We start from the raw sequence: 19,600 nt of genomic DNA, 5'->3' as shown, positions 1-19,600 counted from the left end.
CAGTGGGTTGGCCGCTGTCGCGTCGATTACCGAAGGGCCTGATCGTTCGGGTCGTAGATGAACAGGCGTCCATCTGTGGGCATCGGGCGCAACTGAAGCAACGGCAAGGTACGGCCCGTATCGGCGAAGTAGTCGGTCTGGAACCGCTTGCCACCTGCCAGGCCATTGCCCGTCACGTAAGAGACCGTGCTGTAGAGCAGCGCCTCAAGCGGCAATCCAAGCGGCGCACCGGCGGGCCAGGCCGCGACCATCAATTCATTCCAGCCATGAAATTCGGTGAGCTGTTGGCGGATCTCGTTGGCCACCCGAAATTCTTGCGCCGTCGGGGAGAACCAACAACTTGTGTACGGGCTGCCACGGTAGCGCGCCAACCATGCCGCTGCCGAATCGACCCCCACTGAGGCGCAGGAAGGCCGGAAGTTGCACATATCGGCCCGCCCGCTAGTGCCACCATCGAAGGGGAACACGCACCGTAGAGACAAGGGTATGGTCGCTGGCGCCGCTTCTTCGCGTATCACCAGCCCCTGCGGCTTGTAGGTACGCAGCACCTTGCTGTCGGCGCGAAAATAACTGAAGGACACGCCATTGCCGCGTACCGAACCGGGGCTCGGATCCCACGCACGGAAGCTGCCGACATCGGTCGTGCGCAGCAGTACACCACGGCAGTAGAAGGCGCCCCGATTGCCCCGGCAGGTGTCGTCGCCATTGCCGGTGTCGAGGTAGCGTGTGTTGAGCCGTGCCGCCACCCGGTAGCCATTGTCCAGTTGGTCTTGCTGACTGAAGCCGAAGACCTGCCCCTGCGGTTCGCCAAGCTGCAAGCGCAGTAGCGGCAGCCATGTACCGGTGGCCTGGAAGTAATCGCGTTGGCTGCTCTGGGCGCGCAACAGACTGCCGGCTTGCCCGGGGTCATAGAACACGCCCTGGATCGCGAGTTGCCCCGGCGCCTGCGCATTCCAGCCGTTCACCACCACCTCGCCCAGGTTGGCCACTGGCTGGGTGGCCTGGTACGGCTTGCCGTGGGCCAGCGCCGTAAAGCGATCAAACAGCAAGAACCCCGCGCCCGAGCCCAATGTCGTCGGCACATGGTCTTTGCGCACAAAGATGAAGCGCATGTCGGTGCCTTCGGCGGCGTCAGGCACCCAGAACTTCTCGGCCTGGTTGGGCATCAGCGTGCGCAGCACGATGCCGCTGCAGGCAAAGGCAGGTGCGCGCCCCACGCACTGGGACGCGGTACTGGCGTAGCGCGCATTCAGCAGCGCGGCGGTTTGTGCCCCCCCAAGGGCGTACGCTGCACTCTGTACAAGGCACAAGGTGCAGCCCAGGCACAGTGAACGCATCAGGTTCCTCATCGTCGACTCCTTGGCAGCGTGGCTGCGATCAGTGGATACCGGCTTGGATAGCCTGGTTCGTACTCGCCCGCCCGCCCCGAGAAGGCGGTGCCAGCAGAGGGTTTCAGGTACGATTGCTCACCTTCACTTCGTAGCTCACCGTGCTGCGGCGCTTGTCGGTCGCAGTGAAGCCCCCTGGTTACCTCCATGCCCTATGCCTTGCGTTGTCACAGGTTCTGGTCCAGGGGGTCGAAGGTGAACACCTGGCCGTTGGCCGCCGTCAGATCGACCCGTAGCACAGGAATGACCTTGCCGGCCTGTTGGTAGTAATCGCGCTGGATGTACCGGGCACCGTTCAGCCCGCCACTGCCACGGATAAGGAATGCAGCCTCGAGTGTGAGCTGCGGGCCGATGTTCTGCGGCCAGGGCGCGATGATGATTTCGTTCCAGGCGCCGCCATGGGCACGCACTTCGATGTTCAACTCGAAGGCCGCAGCACTGGGGTCGAAGGCGCAACTGCTGACGGGGCTGGCGCCATAGCGGCTGCGCCAGGCGCTGACACTGTTGATGTTCTGCGAGGCGCAGCTGGCCCGGCAGCTGTTGGGGATGGCGCTGCTACTGGCATTGGCCGGGTAGGCACAGCGCATTACCAGTGTCTGGCGTGCGGGTGCTGCAAGCTCGCGGTAGATGAGCCCTTCGGTACCGGCCAGGCGCTGCGTACCGACATCGGCACGTATGTAGGAGAACGACACGCCGTTGCGTGTCACGGAGTTGCTGCTGGGGTTCCATGAGTGAAAACCGGAGGCGCCATTCACTGCGCGGATCAGCACTCCGCGACAGTAGGCGGCTGCCTGCCCATCGCGGCATCCGCCCAATGCATCCCGATAGCGGCGCTCAAGGCGCTCGGCCACGCGCCTGCCATTGTAGAGCTGCTCTTGCTGCGCGAAGCCGAACACCTGTGCCTGCGGATCGCCAGGCGCAATCCGCAGGATTGGCAGCCAGAGGCCGGTGGCCTGGTAATAGGCCAACTGATTGCGCTGAGCGCAGCGCAGGCCCCCGGCCTGCGCGCTGTCATGGAACAGTGCCTGGATGGCAAGCTGCGCCGGCGCCTGTGCCTGCCAGCCAGACACCAGGACCGCCCCGGGCGATACCGGGTCTTGCACAGCCTGAAAAGCCTTGCCAAGCGCTGCTGCGCTCAGACCATCGAACAGCAGGTAGCCGCACCCGAGCGCCAGGCCCGCCATGCTGCGGTCGTTGCGCAGGAAGACAAAGCGCAGGTCGCTGCCGGCAACGTCCTTGAGCGTCCAGAAATCTGCGTTCGCACTCTGCGGTACGCTGCGCACCAGTACGCCGCTGCAGGCGAAGGCAGGACTTCTGCCCACGCACTGTTCCGGCGTGTTGGTGAAGCGTGCATTGAGCCACTGCGCCGTGCGGGTGCCTTCCTGCGCGTGCACCGGCGCAAGGCAGGCGCACAGCGCCAGCACACCGCACAGTCTCAAGATGCCCATGTGTGTGCACCTCACTTGAGCTGCTGCACAGCGGGGTCATAGGTGAAGGGCTGCCGATTGGCGGCCTGCACGTCCAGTTTGACCAGCGGTAGCCAGCGGCTGGTCTCCTTGAAGTAGTCCTGCTGGAACGACTGCCCCCCGGCCAGGCCGTTGGTACCCCCCACCTGCCCCAAGTAAAACGCAGTGGCGCTGAAAAAGAACGCTTCGATCGGCAATTGCGCTGCAACGTCCTGCGGCCAGGTAGGGACCATGATTTCATTCCAACCGGTTAGCCCCGGGACTTTCTGGCGAATATCGACCATCAGTTGCAAGGCCGTGGCGTCGGCGCGGAACGCACAGCTTCTGTACCGATTGCCAGCAGTGGAGGCGGACCAGGTGGCGACGCTGTTCACGGGCGGTTGTTTTTCGTCGCACCAGCCACGAAAGGTGCAGGTGTTGGTTGACACCGCATCGTGCGTGGCGCCGTCGGCGACGTACAGGCATGCGGCAGGCAAGGTGTGTACTACAGGGGCGGCGGTTTCGCGAATCAGATAGCCTTGCGGCCACACCACCACCTTGATGGCCATGTCACTGCGCAGGTAGCTGAAGGACACGCCGCCGTTCTTAAGCGCACGGGGCCCCGGATTCCAGGCCTTGAAGTTACCCGTGCCTGTCGAGCGCAACAGCACCCCATTGCAATCGAACCCGGTGCGTCCGCTGATACAGGCAGGCCGGGTGTCGGCGTAACGCTGGTTGAGGCGCTGGGCGACCCTGTAGCCATTGTCCAGCTGATCCTGCTGGCTGAAACCGAACACCAGGCCATCGCCATCGCCCAGGTGCAGGCGCACCACCGGCAACCATTGGGCCGTGGCGTCGAAGTAGGCGCGCTGGCTGCGTTGGGCTGCCGCCAGGGCCCCGGCCCGGGTGACGTCGTAGAAGATGGCCTGGATGGGCAATTGCGCGGGCACCTGGGCATTCCAGGTACTGACCACCACGCCACCGGCACTGCTGCCGGCCTGATACGGCTTGCCCAGGCCCACGGCTGTCAGCCGGTCGAACAGCACGAACCCCGAAGGTGCTGCCAGCCCGTCGAGGGCGCGGTCCTTGCGCAGAAAAATCAGTTGCGCGGCATCGTCTTTCTCCCAGAACGTTTCGACATCGCTGGCTGGCACTGCGCGCAGCAACACGCCGCTGCAGGCAAACGCCGGCGCACGTCCTACGCACTGTGCCGGTGTGCTGCTGTAGCGCGCATTCAACTGCATCGCTACCTGCGGGCTCCCGACGGCATGGGCGCTGCCCAGCAAAACGCACAGTGCGATGCCACAAATCAGTTTGCTCGCAACGTTCATACAGGTCGCCTCCCATGGCGCGCCGCCACTGTTCAACGAATGCCGGCCGGGTAGCCCAGCTCATACTCTGTCGTGACTTCGGAACTGACCAGGTTGTCGTAGAGGTCCAGGTACACGGCCGTCTGTGCGCCCAACCCTTTGCCCCACACCCGGTACGGAGCCAGGTTCAGTGCCTCGGCGAGGCTGTTGGCCGGCGATGGGTAGAGCCGTGCCAGCGCCTCGAAATCCTCGTCGCTCGGCAGGGTGTAGCCCTCGTCGCGGGCCTTGGCCTGCGCCTGTGCCCAGGTGGATCGATACGCCGAGCTGAGCAGGCGCAGCTCACGCACGCCGCGCACACTGAGCACGTAGCTGGAACTGGCCCCTGCCGCGTTCTGCGCAGTGACGGTGATGTCGCCATTGCCCCATACCGAGACCTGTCCATCGGGATCGACCCTGGCAATGCCCGTGTTGTCCACGCGATAGGCGGTGGCCCCTGGCTGTGCACGGGTGTAGCGGGCATAGTCGGGGATGGTCGGTGGCGTCCTGGCCAGGTTTTGCTCGTCGAAGAACACGACATAGCGTCGGCTGGCCAGGTTGAGTGCCTGTGCAGCAGTGAAGCCTTCCTTGATCAGCAGGGTGACCACACCCGATCTGCGCGGCGCCGAGCGCGGCGCCTGCGCGGTGTAGTAGACCTGCAGGGTCTTGCCGACATTGGCCTCGACATAGCGCTTTTCGATCGGCAAGGTGACAGGTTTGCCGGCATTGCGCGCCGAGATCGGCCAACTGATCGTGGTGATCGCCTGGCCTTGCGCATCGGCAAGGTAGATCGTCAAGGTGGTCTGGAACGCCAGTACTACCGCGTTATCGTTACCAACCCCCTGGACGGTGATGTTCAGCCCCGTGGCCGGTACCTTGTCAGGGTCCAGCTCGCCGCCTTGCAAGGCTGCCACTTCGGGCAGGCGAAGGGTGGGGTCCGAAGGTTGGGTAGTGTCTGCATGCGCATTGAACATGCTCGCGCAAACGCATAACAACAGTGCCGCATAGGTACGTCTGATTGCGTCCATCAACGGTTGCTCCTGCCATGGAGTCAGTCGGCCTGGCTGATGCCCACCGCGTAGCCTTTCTGGCTTGGGCTGGCACTGCTCACCTGCAGCGTTGCGAGGTCCAGGTAGGTGGGCGAGCCGCTCGTATCAGTAACAACACCTAGAAAGCCTTTTTCCGTCATGTCCGGCAGGCCCAGGTTCTGCGCCTTCAGATAGCCCGCGAGGTCGTCTTTTGCCGCCGCGTACACAGCGCTGAAGCGACTGAAGTCGTCGGCTGTCGGCACGTCCAGGCCATAGCTGGTGGCGGCTAGTGCGGCGCCTGGGGCCTGCAGCTCGTGGTCGTAGCTCAACAGGTACAACCCCCTGACCCCTCGGACCGTCAGTGTGTAGCTGCCGATCGAGGCACCGGCAGCGTCCAGTGCGGTAATGGTGACCGGCGGATCCTCTGCATTGCCCAGTAGGCTGACCTTGCCGCTGCTGTCGACACGGGCAACGTTGATGTCGCTGCTTTCGTAGTTGACGGCCTGTGCGTTGGTGCGGGTGAACTGTGCGTAGTCAGGCACTTCTGGCGGTGGGCTGGGCACCTCGGCGGCGGTGCGGAACACGATGTAGTTGCGGCCGCTGAGGTCGAATGTCAGAGGCGCAGCGAAGTTCGCCTTGATGGTGAATGTCAGTACCTGCGACTTCACCCCGTCGACCTCGTAATACACGCGCAGTTGTTGGCCCTCACGGCCAAGCAATATGCTTTTCGCAATATTTTCCCACACCGCCAGTCGGTCGTTGTTCGGGGTGGGCCTTACCTCGTCGTAGAGCACCTTGTTCTGCTCGTCAAGCACAAACAGCTTCAGCACTTTCTTGTACCAGCTGGCACTTCTTTGTACCTCTGCACGGGTGAATTCACCCACTGTACCGAGGTCGAGTGCCCCTTCGCTGACATCGTTCATCTTTGGCACGGTGTAGTCGGTCATGTCATCAAACTCCCGCAGGTGGGCAACCGGCGCCAGGTAGCGCCGATTGCAGGGTCATATCGCTCAAAAGCCTCAGGCGCGTGGCGCGCCAGCCCATTCGCCGTCGGCCTCGGCATTGACATCTACCCGGTGGCCGGTGGTCACCTTGTTGCGCAGCGCCGCCTGCACCACCGAACTGTCGCCACCGCCCTGCGGTTGGCCCCACGTCACCACGCGCCCGTCTGACGTCAATGCGGTGAAGCCGTTGGAGTTGGCGTACACCGCACGCACATGCTTCAGTTGGTCGGACACCCGGCTGATATCGCCGCCGGCTTCAGGACGCCCCCAGACCGCCACGGTGCCGTCGCTGCACAGGGCGGCGAACGCCCATGCGCTGCCGGTGACCTGAATGACATTGCGCAGGTCGGCCACAGCCTGTGGCATGTTGCCGCCGTTGTTCGCGTTGCCCCAGGCCACCACCGCACCGTTCCTGCGCCGGGCACAGAAGGCATGCCAGGTGCTGGTGACCTCCACGATGTCAGTCAGACCTGCAATTCCTTGCGGCACCGAGCCGCCATGGCTGGCAGCCCCCCAGGCCACCACCTGGCCGGTGGCACGCAAGGCGCTGAATGCCTGGGCCGTGGCCCCCTCCAGGGTGACGATATCGGTGTGATCGGCGATTGCAGCCGGTAACGTGCCGCCATATCCGGCATTGCCCCAGGCAACGACACTATTGTTGGTGCGCCGTGCGGCAAAGGCGGCAAAGTTGCCCTTGACGTAGTAGATGTCCTTGAGGTCGGCGATATTCTTGGGCAAGTTGCCGCCGTTGGCGGCACTGCCCCAGGCTACCAGCGAACCGTCGGCACGCTGCGCTGCAAAAGCGCTGCCGGCACCGTAGACAGCGGTGAAATCCGTCTGGATGAGGATCTGCGGCGGAATGGTCGCACCCTCGGGCCCCACACCCCAGCCAATGAGGCGACCGTCGGCTTTGCGTCCGACAAACGCCCTGGCATTGCTGCGCACTTCGACGAAGTTTCCGGTTTCACCTTTAGGCATGGTACCGCCCTCGCCCGCCTGGCCCCAGCACACCACAGTGCCATCGGTCGTGCGTGCGGCATACGCGCTGCGCGTGCAACTGACTTCAGCGATGTCGTCGCGGCCCACCAATGTCTGCGGAATAACTGCCCCGTAGGCAATACTGCCCCAGCCGACGATATCGCGATCCCCCCCTGAGCGTTCGTTGCGCAGGGCGACAAACGCTGCACTGCCATTGACCGAGGCGTCGATTCCGTTGCCGATGATGTTGGCCGGGTTGAGCTGCACTTCATCGGTTTGCGTGCGTACGCGCAGCGCCTTCCAGGGCTGCTTGTCCATCCAGGTAGTGCCTGCGGTCCAGGTGGTCTCGTCCAGGTAACGCCATTCGGCGAGGATCGGCTGCAGGCTTTGCGCATTGAATGCGCTCAGAACTCGCGAGGAACTGGAGGCGCGGTAGGTGCTCGCGCCGTAGCGGGCGCCGAAAATACGCAGGTTGCCGCTGCCTATCACACGGTTGACGAAATAGCTGTTGGACGGCGAACGTTCCTCCGGGCCGCCGCTGCTACGCTGCAGCGTGTACTCGAGCTTGATCGTGGTGCGATTGCTGGCGTTGATCGTGGCATAGGGTACCGACACGTCGAGGGCCTTGCCCTCGTCGCCCGCCGTTACCACGATCGTACGGTTGAAGTTGCCTGCCGGCAGCTCGCTGTACACCCGTACGGTCACCCTGTCACCGCGCAGCAATCTGGCCACGGTGTCGATCCGATACGTTGCACCATTGCGCACATCGTCCGGGTTCAGCTGGTTGTTGGCGGTCGCCTGCACGAATATCGGCAGCGGCAGCGCCGCACGCTGTACCCGCAGCGTGACGGTGCCGGACGTCTGCTCGCGGCCATCGAAGCGGTACACCACGTACTTGACCCGTACATTGGCATCGATGTTGGCCAGCACGAACCTTGCTTCGATAGGGGGCATCTGAAGTTTATCGTTTTGATCTGCCAGGATTTGCTTGGTGACCTTCGTCGAGCCTTGGGGGGCATCGCCATCCCAGAGCAGTTCCACTTCATCGCCATGTTTGAGCTGGGCCTCGGCTGGGATCGTGACCACTGCATCGCCCACAGGGCGCAGCGTGCCATTGACCGCGCCCTCCACCACCGGGTCGGGCAGCAGTAACTGGCGCTCTTTGCGACGCAACGAAAGCATGGCAGACACGCGAGTCGGCTGGCCGGCTTCGTAGACCTGGTAGTACACATCGGCTGCCACTGTCAGGTAGTTGCTCCACTCGGCGTGCTCGAAGGTGAACATCACTTTCTTGTCAAGATTGTTCTTGGTCACCGTCATCAGATCGTCGAAGAAGGTACCGCCCGCGTCGGACCACACCACCCTGATGGTCTGGTTGAGTTTCATTCCGGTGTACGGCTCGATGATCACATCGACGCTGGCGGGGACATCAGGATCCAGTTCACCGTCTTGTGCCTGCGGGCAACTGGGTGCCGGCAGTTCCAACTGCGCCACGCCCACTTGCAGCGTGAGAGCCTGTGATTCCAGAGGGCGCCCCAGCCCCTGCCGGCTTACGGTGTAGCTGACTTCGAGCGAACCGCCGCTGAGCGGCTCAATGTTCTGCGGCCCGTTCACGGCAAACGAGATGTCTTTTCCTGCGCTGGCGCTGGTGACCGTTTTGGTGTCCTTGTAGAGCAACATGCTGCCATCGGAACCGGTGCCTCGCCAGGTGATCTCGATGAAGTCGTCCTTCTCCAGCTGGGCCGCTGCCGGTACCACCACGGTCGCCGTTGCCAGTGTGGCCTCCAGCACGCCGTCGACCGCTTCGGTCACTTGCGGGCTTGGCAACTTGACGGCAGCGCCGATAAAGCTTGTGCCCACCCGCCGGGAGGTCTGTACTACGTCGCTTTTATCAGGCTTTCTGGTGAACCAGGTCCTGCCAAAACCCCGCGCCAGCATCTGCACGTGGGCATAAGGAATCTTGAATACCAATATCCGGGGGCTGATCAACTTTTGCGGGTAATTCAGGGCAATGATCTGGCCTTGCGCCGTGGTGCCTACCCAGTACAGGGTAATCTCATCCTTTGCCTTGAAGCCGAACACCGACAGCGCCGCCACTTGTACTTCCAGGCCATCTTGCGCCACCAGCGCCACATCGATCGGGTCGCCCTCCACGGCTTGCGGGTCTGGGTTGACGATGATGGGCGGCAACAGTTTGTTGGGGTCGATCGATACCTCGATGTAACCGCGCAATGACCAGTCGCTTGCGGCATTGAACACTTCGTCCCAGATCCAGTACACAAGCACCAGCTTTTCGCTGTCGCCGGCCTCGTAGATGAGCTCGGCATCCACCTCGATGACGAGGTCGTTGCCCACCTCGTCAGGTTGCACGATGTACTCGACGATCGAGCCGCCCCAGCTCAGGCGAATGGTGTCGTACTGGCGCATGTTTGTGTACTTCGGTACGGTGACTTCCACGCCATACAGCTCGCCATCAAGGAGGTCCTTGATGTCTTCTTCACCCACCACGCCACCGATGGGAGGGCTGGTCAGAAACGGTGGCAGCAGGTTGTAGTGCCCGGGGTAATCGGGTTGAGGGTCGTTTCCGCCGGGGAACTTGAGGCGTACCAGCACCTTGAGCACCAGCGAGGACTCCTTGTTGGTGGAGCCTGCACGCGTGACCACATAGTAGAGGTCGTGCACGCCCTCCAGCACATTTTTGGCCGGGATGGTGGTTTTGATGTTCTTGCCGACGTCCCCCTCGCTGACATTGACCCTTACCGCCGCGATCTTGCTGGTGCCATAGAACACCTCGATCAGATCCCCCGCCAGCATGTTCTGATACGGCTGCACGTATGCCTGCATTCCGAGCACCGAATTGACGACCCCCTTGTTCACGCCAACCTGGGCGCCTTCGGTGTATACCGGGGTGATGTAACCTGGAATGTAGATGCGTCGCAGGGCCTGGGTGCCGGCTGCAAATCCTCCGAATGCCGGCGGCCCTCCCACTAGGGCATTGAACAGTTCGATGTCAGTTTGCAAGCCCGATGGGGTCCCGGGGGCACTCAAGTTGTTCGTCATGAAGTTTTCTCCAATCCAGGAAGCCCGAAAGGTATGAACGGGGGAATGGGCTGGAAATGATTCAAAGGCAAAATGTACGAGGCGCACAACTGACACAAATACCAGGGGCCCGGCCAACGCATGTGCGCACAGGGGGAGGAAATCGCGCGCCGATTGCGCTAGGCTGCACCTTTACTCACCAGGAGCATTCTCCATGGCAAAAGCCACCGCCCGTCACATCCTTGTCGCCAGCGAAGACAAGTGCAACGAACTCAAGGCACAGATCGAAGCCGGCGCCGACTTCGCCGAAATCGCCAAGGCCAACTCCACCTGCCCCTCCAGCCGCCAGGGCGGTGACCTGGGCTCGTTCGGCCCCGGCCAGATGGTCAAGGAGTTCGACACCGTGGTGTTCAGCGCACCGGTGAACACTGTTCAAGGCCCGGTGAAGACCCAGTTCGGCTATCACCTGCTGGAAGTGACCAGCCGCCAGGACTGATCGGCCTTGGCCGCATCTGCCGGCCGTGTCGAGGGTCGGCCCGCTCCTGTGAGAGCGGGCTTGACCCGCATTGTGCTGTTCGTCCTTGCCCCGCTGCTGTTTCTGCTGCCTCCCTGGCAAACCCTGATCGCCGCCCCCAGCCACGCCCTCACCGTCTATGGTGAAGCCCCCCGCTACCGCGCCTCGTTCAGCCATTTCGACTACGTCAACCCGCAAGCCCCGAAAGGTGGAAGCCTGCGTCGCTCGGCGCTGGAAATCGGCGGCTTCGACCATGTGCTGCCTTACATCGACAAGGGCACCGGGGTCAGCGAGGTGGACGGCTGGCTTTATTCACCGCTGGCCATTCGGTCACTGGACGAGCCCTATACCGTGTACGGCCTGATCGCGCAAAAGCTCGAGCGCAGCGCCGATGGGCTGTGGCTGCGCTTCTACATCGACCCGCGTGCGCGTTTTGCCGATGGCCGGCCAGTGCGTGCCGAGGATGTGCGCTTCACCTACCAACTGCTGCTGCGTGAAGGCAATCTCAAGTACCGCACGCAGTTTGCCGACGTGGCTGCTGTGGTGGTCGAGACGCCCCTGCAGGTACGCTTCGACTTCAAGAACAATCAGAACCGTACCCTGGCCCTGGACCTGGCGTCGCTGCCGGTATTGCCCGAGCACGCGCTCGACCAGGATGCATTCACCAACGGCGGCGGCTTCCAGGCGCTGGTGGGTAGCGGCCCGTACCGCATCGCACGGGTCGACAACGGGCGCAGCATCACCTTCGAGCGCAACCGCGACTGGTGGGCACGGGACCTGCCGGTCAATCGTGGGCGCTACAACTTCGACCAGCTGAAGATCGAGTATTTCGGCGACACCGACGTGGCACGCCAGGTGCTGCGCGGTGGCGGTTACGATTACAACCGCGAGTTCTCCGCCACCGGGTATTCGATCGGCTACAACGGCCCGGCCCTGGACGAAGGGCGCCTGCAACGTGCGCACCTGGCCCGAGGGGCGCCGCAGAACGCCCAGGGCTATGTGTTCAACCTGCAGCGCCCGATGTTCCAGGACCGGCGCGTGCGCCAGGCGCTGGGCCTGCTGTGGGATTTCGAATGGAGCAACCGGCAGATGATGCGCAACCTGTACATCCGCCAGCAGAGCTTTTTCGCCAACAGTGCGCTGGCCGCCCGCGCCCTGCCCGACCGCGCAGAACTCGCCCTGCTCGAACCCCTGCGTGCACAGGTGCCGCCCGAGGTATTCGACCGGGTGTTCGAGGCGCCGCGCACCGAAGGCTCGGGGCTGATCCGAGACAAGCAGCTGCAAGCCCTCGCTCTGCTGCAGCAGGCCGGCTGGCGCCCACAGGGCGATCAACTGGTCAATGCCCGGGGCGAGCCGCTGAGCTTTACCTTCCTCAATGGCCAGTCGGGCCTGGAGCGCCTGCTGCTGCCGTGGAAACGCAACCTGGCGCAGATCGGCATCACCCTGGACATACGCCGCATCGACGCGGCCCAGTACGTCAACCGGCTGATGGCCCGTGACTACGACATGATCGTCACTGGCTACCCGGTGTCGCCCTCGCCGGGGCTGGAGCTTTACAGCTACTTCGGCTCGGCGGCGGCTACCGACCCTGGCTCGAACAACTACATGGCCCTGCAGGACCCGGCGGTGGACAGCCTGATCGACGGCCTGGTCAAGGCCGCGAGCCCGGCCGACATGCTGCGCCATGCCCATGCGCTGGACCGGGTGCTGCAATGGAACTACTACTGGATCCCCAATTACTACCCGCCCGGCGCCTCCACGGTGTGGTGGAACCGCTTCGGCATCCCCAGGGTGCAAGCCAACAATGACCCGGCGCTGGACACCTGGTGGGAGGTCAGCCCCACCCCGCTGACCACGGCGCAGATGGCCGAGCGGCTGGAGGCTGCGCCATGACCGCGTACATCCTGCGCCGGCTGCTGCTGATACTGCCCACCCTGCTGATCATTCTGCTGGTGAACTTCGTGATCATCCAGGCGGCACCGGGCGGCCCGGTAGAACAGGCCGTGGCGCGCCTGCAGGGTATCGGCGGCGGTGCGCCGGGGGCCGGCAGCGACACGCTACACAGCGACTCGCGGGCCAGCCGCGGGCTGGACCCCAAACTGCTGGAGACCATCAGACGCCAGTACGGCTTCGACAAACCGGCCCACGAGCGGCTGTGGCTGATGCTCACTCGCTACGCCCAGCTGGATTTGGGCAGCAGCTTCTTTCGCGGTGCCAAGGTCACCGACCTGATCCTGGACAAGTTGCCGGTCACCCTCTCACTGGGCCTATGGGCCACCCTGATCACCTACCTGGTGTCGATCCCGCTGGGCATTCGCAAGGCCATACGCCACGGCAGCGCTTTCGATGCCTGGAGCAGTGCGCTGATCGTGATCGGCTACGCGCTGCCAGCGTTTCTGTTCGCACTGTTGCTGATCGTGCTGTTTGCCGGTGGGACCTCGCTCAACTGGTTTCCGGTGCGCGGGCTGGTGTCGGAAAACTTTGCCGAGCTGAGCCTGGCCGGCAAGCTGGCCGACTATTTCTGGCACCTGGTGCTGCCGGTGGGCTCGCTGGTGATCGGCGGTTTCGCCACCCTCACCCTGCTGACCAAGAACGCCTTCCTCAACGAGATCACCCGCCAGTACGTGGTCACCGCGCGGGCCAAGGGCCTGAGCGAGCGTCGGGTGCTGTACGGGCATGTGTTTCGAAACGCGATGCTGCTGGTGGTGGCGGGCATTCCCCAGGCGCTGATCACGGTGTTCTTCGCAGGCTCGCTGCTGATCGAGGTGATCTTCTCGCTCGACGGCCTGGGCCGCATGAGCTACGAGGCGGCGGTGTCGCGGGATTACCCGGTGGTGTTCGGTTCGCTGTTCATCTTCACCCTGTTCGGCCTGTTGATCCGCCTGCTGGGCGACCTGTGCTACACCCTGGTCGACCCGCGTATCGACTTTGCCACGAGGCAGCACTGATGCGGCGCCTGTCGCCGTTGTCCAGGCGCCGGCTGGCGAATTTTCGGCGCAATCGCCGCGGCTGGTTCTCGCTGTGGGCGTTCGGGCTGCTGTTGCTGCTCAGCCTGGGGGCGGAGCTGGTGGCCAACGACAAGCCGCTGCTGCTGGGCTACCAGGGCAGCCTGTACTTCCCCGCCTTCAAGCGCTACACCGAACAGCAGTTCGGCGGCCAGTTGCCGTTCCAGCCCGACTACCGCAGCCAGTACGTGCGCCAGCTGATCGAGGGCCAGGGTGGCTGGATGCTGTTTGCCCCGATCCCCTTCAGCGCCGACACCCCCAACTACGACCTGCAGGTACCCACCCCCAGCCCACCCACCACCACCAACTGGCTGGGCACCGACGACCAGGCGCGCGACGTGCTGGCGCGGGTGCTGTACGGCACCCGCGTGTCGATACTGTTCGCCCTGCTGCTGACCGCCATCAGCACCGTGATCGGCGTGGCCGCCGGCGCCCTGCAGGGCTACCACGGCGGCTGGGTGGACCTGATCGGCCAGCGCCTGCTGGAGGTGTGGTCGGGGCTGCCGGTGCTGTACCTGCTGATCATTCTCAGTGGTTTTGTGGAACCCGGCTTCTGGTGGCTGCTGGGAATCATGGCGCTGTTTTCATGGCTGGCGCTGGTGGACGTGGTGCGCGCGGAGTTCCTGCGCGGGCGCAACCTGGAATACGTGCAGGCCGCCAGGGCGCTGGGCCTGCCCGATCGGCTGGTGATCGTGCAGCACATTCTGCCCAATGCGATGAACGCCACCCTCACCTACCTTCCGTTCATTCTCACCGGGGCCATCTCGACCCTCACTGCACTGGATTTTCTCGGTTTCGGCATGCCCGCCGGCAGCGCCTCCCTGGGCGAGCTGGTGAACCAGGGCAAACAGAACCTGCAGGCGCCATGGCTGGGGTTTACCGCATTCTTCGCCCTGGCGTTGATCCTTTCGCTGCTGGTGTTCATCGGCGACGCATTGCGCGAGGCGTTCGATCCACGGGCATAATCGCAGCCTCATTACGGCGGAGCGGCCCATGCAAGACAGTGACAGCCTCAAGGACTACCAGCGCGTGCGCCAACTGGCGATCCGCTCGCTGTTCGAGATCATCGAGCAATCCAGCGAGGGCACGATCATCGTCGATCGCGATGCACGAATCGTGTGGATGAACCAGCGCTACGCACGGCGCTTTGGCCTGGAGGACGCCAGTGCCGCCATTGGCCAGCCGTGCGAAAGCGTGATCCCCGGCAGCCAGATGCGCGACGTGATCACCCAGGGCCGGCCGATTCTGCTGGACATGCTCGACACGCCCAAGGAGCCGCTGGTGGTGATGCGCCTGCCGATCCACGATGCCGAGGGCGCGGTGATGGGCGCCATCGGCTTTGCCCTGTTCGATGAGTTGCACAGCCTTTCGCCGCTGCTCAAGCGCTATGCCAGCATGCAGCAGGAACTGGCCTCGACCCGCTCGCTGCTGCGTGCGCGCCAGGCCAAGTACAGCTTTGCGCAGTTCATCGGTACCAGCGCCGCAAGCCTTGAGGTCAAACGCCGCGCGCGGCGTGGGGCCAGCAGCGATTCGCCGGTGCTGCTACTGGGTGAGACCGGCACGGGCAAGGAGTTGCTCGCCCATGCCATCCACGCCGCCTCGCCCCGCGCCCACAAGCCCTTTGTCAGCATCAACAGCGCCGCCATCCCGCACGATCTGCTGGAGGCCGAATTCTTCGGCACCGCGCCGGGTGCGTTCACCGGCGCCGACCGCAAGGGCCGGCCGGGCAAGCTGCAGGTGGCCGAAGGCGGCACGCTGTTTCTCGATGAGATCGGCGACATGCCGCTGGCGCTGCAGAGCAAACTGCTGCGCGTGCTGCAGGAAAAGGAGTACGAGCCGGTGGGTTCCAACCAGATGCTGCAGAGCGATGTGCGGGTGATTGCTGCCACTTCGCGCGACCTTTCGGCAGCGATGGCCCGCGGGGAGTTTCGCGCCGACCTGTATTACCGCCTGAACGTGCTGCCGATCGAGGTGCCGCCGTTGCGTGCCCGGCTCGATGACCTGCCGGCGTTGAGCGAGGCGATACTGGAGGAGCTGGGCAGCCGTCATGAGCTGCAGGCACCGGCCCAGGCGCTGCTGGCCCGACATGCCTGGCCGGGCAACATTCGCGAGCTGCGCAACGTGTTGGAGCGGGCCACGCTGATGGCCGACCAGCAGCAACTGACTGCCGCCCAGGTGCAATCGGCATTGGGCCCATTCACGCCCCTTACAGTCGACACCGACCCCATAACCGACTACAGGCAGGCGTGCGAAGCATTCGAGCGCCAGTTGCTGGAAAACGCCCTCGTCCGCTGCGCCGGGAATGTGCCGCAGGCCGCACGTGAGCTGGGGTTGGGGCGTTCGACGCTGTACAAGAAGCTGGCGGCTCTGGGGATTAAGTCTCAATAGAGAGACTGGCATCTCAACCTGGAGACGGCCCTGCTTGCGAATTGGCACAACGCGGTCGTAGACCTGTTTGCGCGGTGTGTCAGGCAGACCCCGTGTGCAGATCCTCCTGCGCTGCAAGCGCACGCGGGCACAGCCAGTCTCAAGCCAGAGACAATCATTCGATAAATTCCACTGGAATTAATATTTATCCTTACAAATCAATAGCTTATTAACATGGCACGGTCTTCGCTAAGGGCTGCATCCCAACAAAAACAAGATGCACCCAAGGAGACACTCGATGAGTGTGATCATTGCCCTGGCAGCCCTGGCGCTGCTGATGCTGGCGGCCTACCGTGGCTACAGCGTGATTCTTTTTGCCCCCATCGCCGCCCTCGGCGCGGTGCTGCTTACCGACCCTTCCGCCGTCGCGCCCGCCTTCACCGGGGTGTTCATGGAAAAGATGGTCGGGTTCATCAAGCTCTATTTCCCGGTGTTCCTGCTCGGCGCCGTGTTCGGCAAGCTGATCGAGCTCTCGGGTTTCTCGCGCTCGATCGTGGCTGCCGCCATTCGCCTGCTGGGCACACGCCAGGCCATGCTGGTGATCGTACTGGTGTGCGCGCTGCTCACCTATGGCGGGGTGTCGCTGTTCGTGGTGGTGTTCGCGGTGTACCCGTTCGCCGCCGAGATGTTTCGCCAGAGCGACATCCCCAAACGTCTGATACCAGCCACCATTGCCCTGGGTGCGTTCTCGTTCACCATGGACGCCCTGCCGGGCACCCCGCAGATCCAGAACATCATCCCCAGCACCTTCTTCAACACCACCGCCTGGGCCGCGCCATGGCTTGGCGTGATCGGTACGCTGTTCGTGTTCTGCACCGGCATGCTGTACCTGCAGCGCCAGCGCAACAAGGCGCAGCGCGCCGGTGAAGGCTACGGCAGCGACTTGCGCAACGAGCCCGAAACCGCCGCCGACCTGACCCTGCCGCACCCGCTGCTGGCGTTGTCGCCACTACTGGTGGTGGGGGTGATGAACCTGCTGTTCACCCACTGGATCCCGGCGTGGTACGGCAAGACCCACAGCCTGAGCCTGCCCGGCATGAGCGCCCCGGTACAGACCGAGATCGCCAAGCTGACGGCCATCTGGGCGGTCGAGGCCGCCCTGCTGCTGGGCATCCTGCTGGTGCTGGTCAGCGCCTTCGGCGCCATCCGCACGCGCCTGGCAGAGGGCAGCAAGAGCGCGGTCAATGGTGCCCTGCTGGCGGCGATGAACACGGCGTCGGAATACGGTTTCGGCGCGGTGATCGCGTCGCTGCCAGGCTTTCTGGTATTGGCCGATGCGCTGCGCAACATTCCCAACCCGCTGGTCAACGAAGCCATCACCGTGACCCTGCTGGCCGGCATCACCGGCTCGGCATCCGGCGGCATGAGCATTGCGCTGGCGGCCATGGCCGACAGTTTCATCAGTGCGGCGCACGCGGCGAACATTCCGCTGGAGGTGCTGCACCGAGTGGCCGCGATGGCCAGCGGCGGCATGGACACCCTGCCGCACAACGGCGCGGTGATCACCCTGCTGGCGGTGACCGGCCTGACCCACCGCGAAGCCTACAAGGACATCTTCGGCATCACCCTGATCAAGACCCTGGCAGTCTTCGTGGTGATCGCTACCTTCTACGCTACAGGCATTGTCTAAGGAGACTTCCATGAGCCTTGCAGGAAAAGTCGCACTGGTTACCGGTTCCACCAGTGGCATCGGCCTGGGTATCGCCCAGGCATTGGCCGGCGCTGGCGCCGATGTGATTCTCAACGGCTTCGGCGACGCCAGTGCAGCGCTTGCCGAGGTGGGCCGGCATGGCACCCGGGTGGGGCACCACGCGGCAGACCTTGGCAGCGTGGAGCAACTGAACGACCTGTTTGCCTATGCCGAACGCGAGTTCGGCGGGGTCGATATCCTGGTCAACAACGCCGGCATCCAGCATGTCGCCCCGGTGGAGGCGTTCCCGGTGGAACACTGGGACGCGATCATCGCGCTCAACCTTTCGGCGGTGTTTCACAGCACCCGCCTGGCACTGCCCGGCATGCGCCAGCGCAACTGGGGGCGGGTGATCAACATCGCCTCGGTGCACGGGCAGGTCGGCTCGGTAGGCAAGGCCGCCTACGTGGCGGCCAAGCACGGGGTGGTCGGGCTGACCAAGGTGGTGGGCCTGGAGACCGCCACCAGCAACGTGACCTGCAACGCCATCTGCCCCGGCTGGGTGCTCACCCCGCTGGTACAGAAGCAGATCGACGATCGCATCGCCAGCGGGGTCGACCCGCAGCAGGCCCAGCAGGACCTGCTGGCCGAAAAGCAGCCCTCGCACGCCTTCGTCACACCGCAACACCTGGGCGAGCTGGTATTGTTTCTGTGTAGCGAAGCCGGCAGCCAGGTACGCGGCGCCGCCTGGAACATCGATGGCGGCTGGCTGGCCCAGTAGCCATCGGCCTGGGGCGCAGGTACCGCTGGCCGGCTACGACTGTCATTTTCAAACCGCAAGGAGCTTTTATGCGACCGCTTTCCCTGACCGCCCTGGTCATGCTGCCCCTGGCTTTCAGCGCCCCTGTTCTCGCAGCCAGCCTCAAGGATGTGGCCCCTTATCCCGAAGCCGAAAACGGTTTTGTGCGCCAGGTGATCCACCTGCCCGAGCAGAAAGACGAGTCGGCATTCAAGGTCGAGGTACTGGCCGGCAAGACCCTCAAGGTGGACTGCAACCTGCAGCGCCTGGGTGGCAACCTCGAAGAAAAGACCCTCGAAGGCTGGGGCTATAGTTACTACCGGCTGGACAAGGTGATGGGCCCTGTCTCTACCCTGATGGGCTGCCCCGACAACAAGAAGATCGACGCCTTCGTGCCGGTGGTCGGCGATGGTTTCCTGCTGCGCTACAACAGCAAGTTGCCGGTGGTGGTCTACACCCCCAAGGACGTGGAAGTGCGCTATCGCATCTGGTCGGCTTCCAGCGACGTGAAACGCGCCACGGTGGAGTAACCCGCCAAGCGTGGGTTCGGGGCACGGCGCGCCAAGCCGCCCTGCCCCGAATCAGGCATAATCGCCGGTTTTACCCGTAACAGAGGCAACATGAAAGCACAGGCCCGTCACATCCTGGTCAAGACCGCCGAAGAGGCCGAACAGCTCAAGCAGCGCATCGCCAAGGGCGAAGCCTTCGATGTGCTGGCGAAAAAGTACTCCACCTGCCCGTCGGGCAAACGCGGCGGCGACCTGGGCGAAGTACGCCCGGGACAGATGGTGGGCGCCATCGACCAGGTGATTTTCAAGAAGCCGTTGCGGGTGGTACACGGCCCGATCAAGAGCAAATTCGGTTACCACCTGGTGCAGGTGTTCTACCGCGATTGAGCCCTCTGCCCTGATCGACAGGCGTGCCATCGATCAGGCGTTTTTTGCGCCAATGTGCACTTTTTCGATGACCACCTATCATTTCTGCCAGTTGCGACCGC

General features: G+C 63.7%; 15 protein-coding genes. 9 read left to right on the top strand and 6 right to left on the bottom strand.

Translation table 11 applies throughout. The annotated features are described in order from the left end of the window. Positions 1-26: 26 nt before the first annotated feature. The 6 genes from DN387_RS04870 to DN387_RS04845 all read right to left on the bottom strand — a co-directional run bounded on the left by DN387_RS04870 (position 27) and on the right by DN387_RS04845 (position 10,336). The gene (locus DN387_RS04870) at positions 27-1,349 is read right to left on the bottom strand and encodes a hypothetical protein (RefSeq protein WP_043860166.1); all 1,323 of its coding nucleotides are present in this window, start codon (positions 1,347-1,349) and stop codon (positions 27-29) included. Positions 1,350-1,555: 206 nt separating this feature from the next. Continuing rightward, a complete protein-coding gene (locus DN387_RS04865) occupies positions 1,556-2,836 on the bottom strand; it encodes a hypothetical protein (RefSeq protein ID WP_054914534.1) in 1,281 nt (426 codons plus the stop codon). Between the two features lie 11 nt (positions 2,837-2,847). Next, positions 2,848-4,164 (bottom strand): hypothetical protein, encoded by a 1,317-nt coding sequence (locus DN387_RS04860; protein ID WP_054914535.1) that lies wholly within the window; start codon positions 4,162-4,164, stop codon positions 2,848-2,850. 32 nt (positions 4,165-4,196) lie between these two features. After that, entirely contained in the window at positions 4,197-5,207 is a 1,011-nt protein-coding gene (locus tag DN387_RS04855) for a hypothetical protein (RefSeq protein WP_054914536.1), read from the bottom strand. 23 nt (positions 5,208-5,230) lie between these two features. Next, on the bottom strand, positions 5,231-6,154 hold the full coding sequence (locus DN387_RS04850) for a hypothetical protein (protein WP_236171922.1): 924 nt from the start codon (positions 6,152-6,154) through the stop codon (positions 5,231-5,233). A 72-nt stretch (positions 6,155-6,226) separates the two neighbouring features. Further along, a complete protein-coding gene (locus tag DN387_RS04845; RefSeq protein ID WP_156326192.1) occupies positions 6,227-10,336 on the bottom strand; it encodes a hypothetical protein in 4,110 nt (1,369 codons plus the stop codon). Between the two features lie 106 nt (positions 10,337-10,442). On the opposite strand from DN387_RS04845, the gene DN387_RS04840 reads away from it, so the two are divergent. From DN387_RS04840 to DN387_RS04800, 9 genes are all read left to right on the top strand, one after another. Beyond that, the gene (locus DN387_RS04840) at positions 10,443-10,724 is read left to right on the top strand and encodes a peptidylprolyl isomerase (protein ID WP_043860171.1); all 282 of its coding nucleotides are present in this window, start codon (positions 10,443-10,445) and stop codon (positions 10,722-10,724) included. A 69-nt stretch (positions 10,725-10,793) separates the two neighbouring features. Beyond that, the gene (locus DN387_RS04835; RefSeq protein WP_236171923.1) at positions 10,794-12,635 is read left to right on the top strand and encodes an extracellular solute-binding protein; all 1,842 of its coding nucleotides are present in this window, start codon (positions 10,794-10,796) and stop codon (positions 12,633-12,635) included. Then, positions 12,632-13,690 (top strand): microcin C ABC transporter permease YejB, encoded by a 1,059-nt coding sequence (yejB, locus tag DN387_RS04830; RefSeq protein ID WP_054914540.1) that lies wholly within the window; start codon positions 12,632-12,634, stop codon positions 13,688-13,690. The genes DN387_RS04835 and yejB overlap by 4 nt, the downstream gene beginning before the upstream one ends. Then, complete coding sequence (locus DN387_RS04825; RefSeq protein ID WP_054914541.1) at positions 13,690-14,712, top strand: ABC transporter permease; 1,023 nt, start codon at positions 13,690-13,692, stop codon at positions 14,710-14,712. Before yejB ends, DN387_RS04825 begins: the two co-directional genes overlap by 1 nt. A gap of 28 nt (positions 14,713-14,740) precedes the next feature. Next, a complete protein-coding gene (locus DN387_RS04820) occupies positions 14,741-16,135 on the top strand; it encodes a sigma-54-dependent Fis family transcriptional regulator (RefSeq protein ID WP_043861494.1) in 1,395 nt (464 codons plus the stop codon). Positions 16,136-16,412: 277 nt separating this feature from the next. Continuing rightward, positions 16,413-17,804 carry a GntP family permease gene (locus DN387_RS04815; RefSeq protein ID WP_043861493.1) on the top strand — a complete coding sequence of 464 codons (1,392 nt, stop codon included), beginning with the start codon at positions 16,413-16,415 and terminating at the stop codon, positions 17,802-17,804. Positions 17,805-17,814: 10 nt separating this feature from the next. Beyond that, positions 17,815-18,585, top strand: coding sequence for a 3-hydroxybutyrate dehydrogenase (gene hbdH / locus DN387_RS04810; protein WP_054914543.1), 771 nt, complete (start codon positions 17,815-17,817; stop codon positions 18,583-18,585). 68 nt (positions 18,586-18,653) lie between these two features. Next, positions 18,654-19,133: a serine protease inhibitor ecotin gene (eco, locus tag DN387_RS04805; protein ID WP_054914544.1), complete on the top strand. Its 480-nt coding sequence runs from the start codon at positions 18,654-18,656 to the stop codon at positions 19,131-19,133. Positions 19,134-19,223: 90 nt separating this feature from the next. After that, positions 19,224-19,499, top strand: coding sequence for a peptidylprolyl isomerase (locus tag DN387_RS04800; RefSeq protein ID WP_038611202.1), 276 nt, complete (start codon positions 19,224-19,226; stop codon positions 19,497-19,499). Positions 19,500-19,600 lie beyond the last annotated feature (101 nt).

The sequence above is a fragment of the Pseudomonas sp. FBF18 genome (genome assembly GCF_024261405.1).
Classification (GTDB): Bacteria; Pseudomonadota; Gammaproteobacteria; order Pseudomonadales; family Pseudomonadaceae; genus Aquipseudomonas; species Aquipseudomonas palmensis.
This window is presented reverse-complemented; position numbering and strand designations above follow the sequence as displayed.

Excerpts from the sequence above, each read along its gene's own strand:
- yejB (WP_054914540.1), top strand. The coding sequence starts at position 12,632 with ATGACCGCGTACATCCTGCGCCGGCTGCTGCTGATACTGCCCACCCTG.
- eco (WP_054914544.1), top strand. The coding sequence starts at position 18,654 with ATGCGACCGCTTTCCCTGACCGCCCTGGTCATGCTGCCCCTGGCTTTC.
- DN387_RS04820 (WP_043861494.1), top strand. The coding sequence starts at position 14,741 with ATGCAAGACAGTGACAGCCTCAAGGACTACCAGCGCGTGCGCCAACTG.
- DN387_RS04825 (WP_054914541.1), top strand. The coding sequence starts at position 13,690 with ATGCGGCGCCTGTCGCCGTTGTCCAGGCGCCGGCTGGCGAATTTTCGG.
- hbdH (WP_054914543.1), top strand. The coding sequence starts at position 17,815 with ATGAGCCTTGCAGGAAAAGTCGCACTGGTTACCGGTTCCACCAGTGGC.
- DN387_RS04840 (WP_043860171.1), top strand. The coding sequence starts at position 10,443 with ATGGCAAAAGCCACCGCCCGTCACATCCTTGTCGCCAGCGAAGACAAG.
- DN387_RS04860 (WP_054914535.1), bottom strand. The coding sequence starts at position 4,164 with ATGAACGTTGCGAGCAAACTGATTTGTGGCATCGCACTGTGCGTTTTG.
- DN387_RS04870 (WP_043860166.1), bottom strand. The coding sequence starts at position 1,349 with ATGAGGAACCTGATGCGTTCACTGTGCCTGGGCTGCACCTTGTGCCTT.
- DN387_RS04800 (WP_038611202.1), top strand. The coding sequence starts at position 19,224 with ATGAAAGCACAGGCCCGTCACATCCTGGTCAAGACCGCCGAAGAGGCC.
- DN387_RS04850 (WP_236171922.1), bottom strand. The coding sequence starts at position 6,154 with ATGACCGACTACACCGTGCCAAAGATGAACGATGTCAGCGAAGGGGCA.
- DN387_RS04815 (WP_043861493.1), top strand. The coding sequence starts at position 16,413 with ATGAGTGTGATCATTGCCCTGGCAGCCCTGGCGCTGCTGATGCTGGCG.
- DN387_RS04865 (WP_054914534.1), bottom strand. The coding sequence starts at position 2,836 with ATGGGCATCTTGAGACTGTGCGGTGTGCTGGCGCTGTGCGCCTGCCTT.
- DN387_RS04855 (WP_054914536.1), bottom strand. The coding sequence starts at position 5,207 with ATGGACGCAATCAGACGTACCTATGCGGCACTGTTGTTATGCGTTTGC.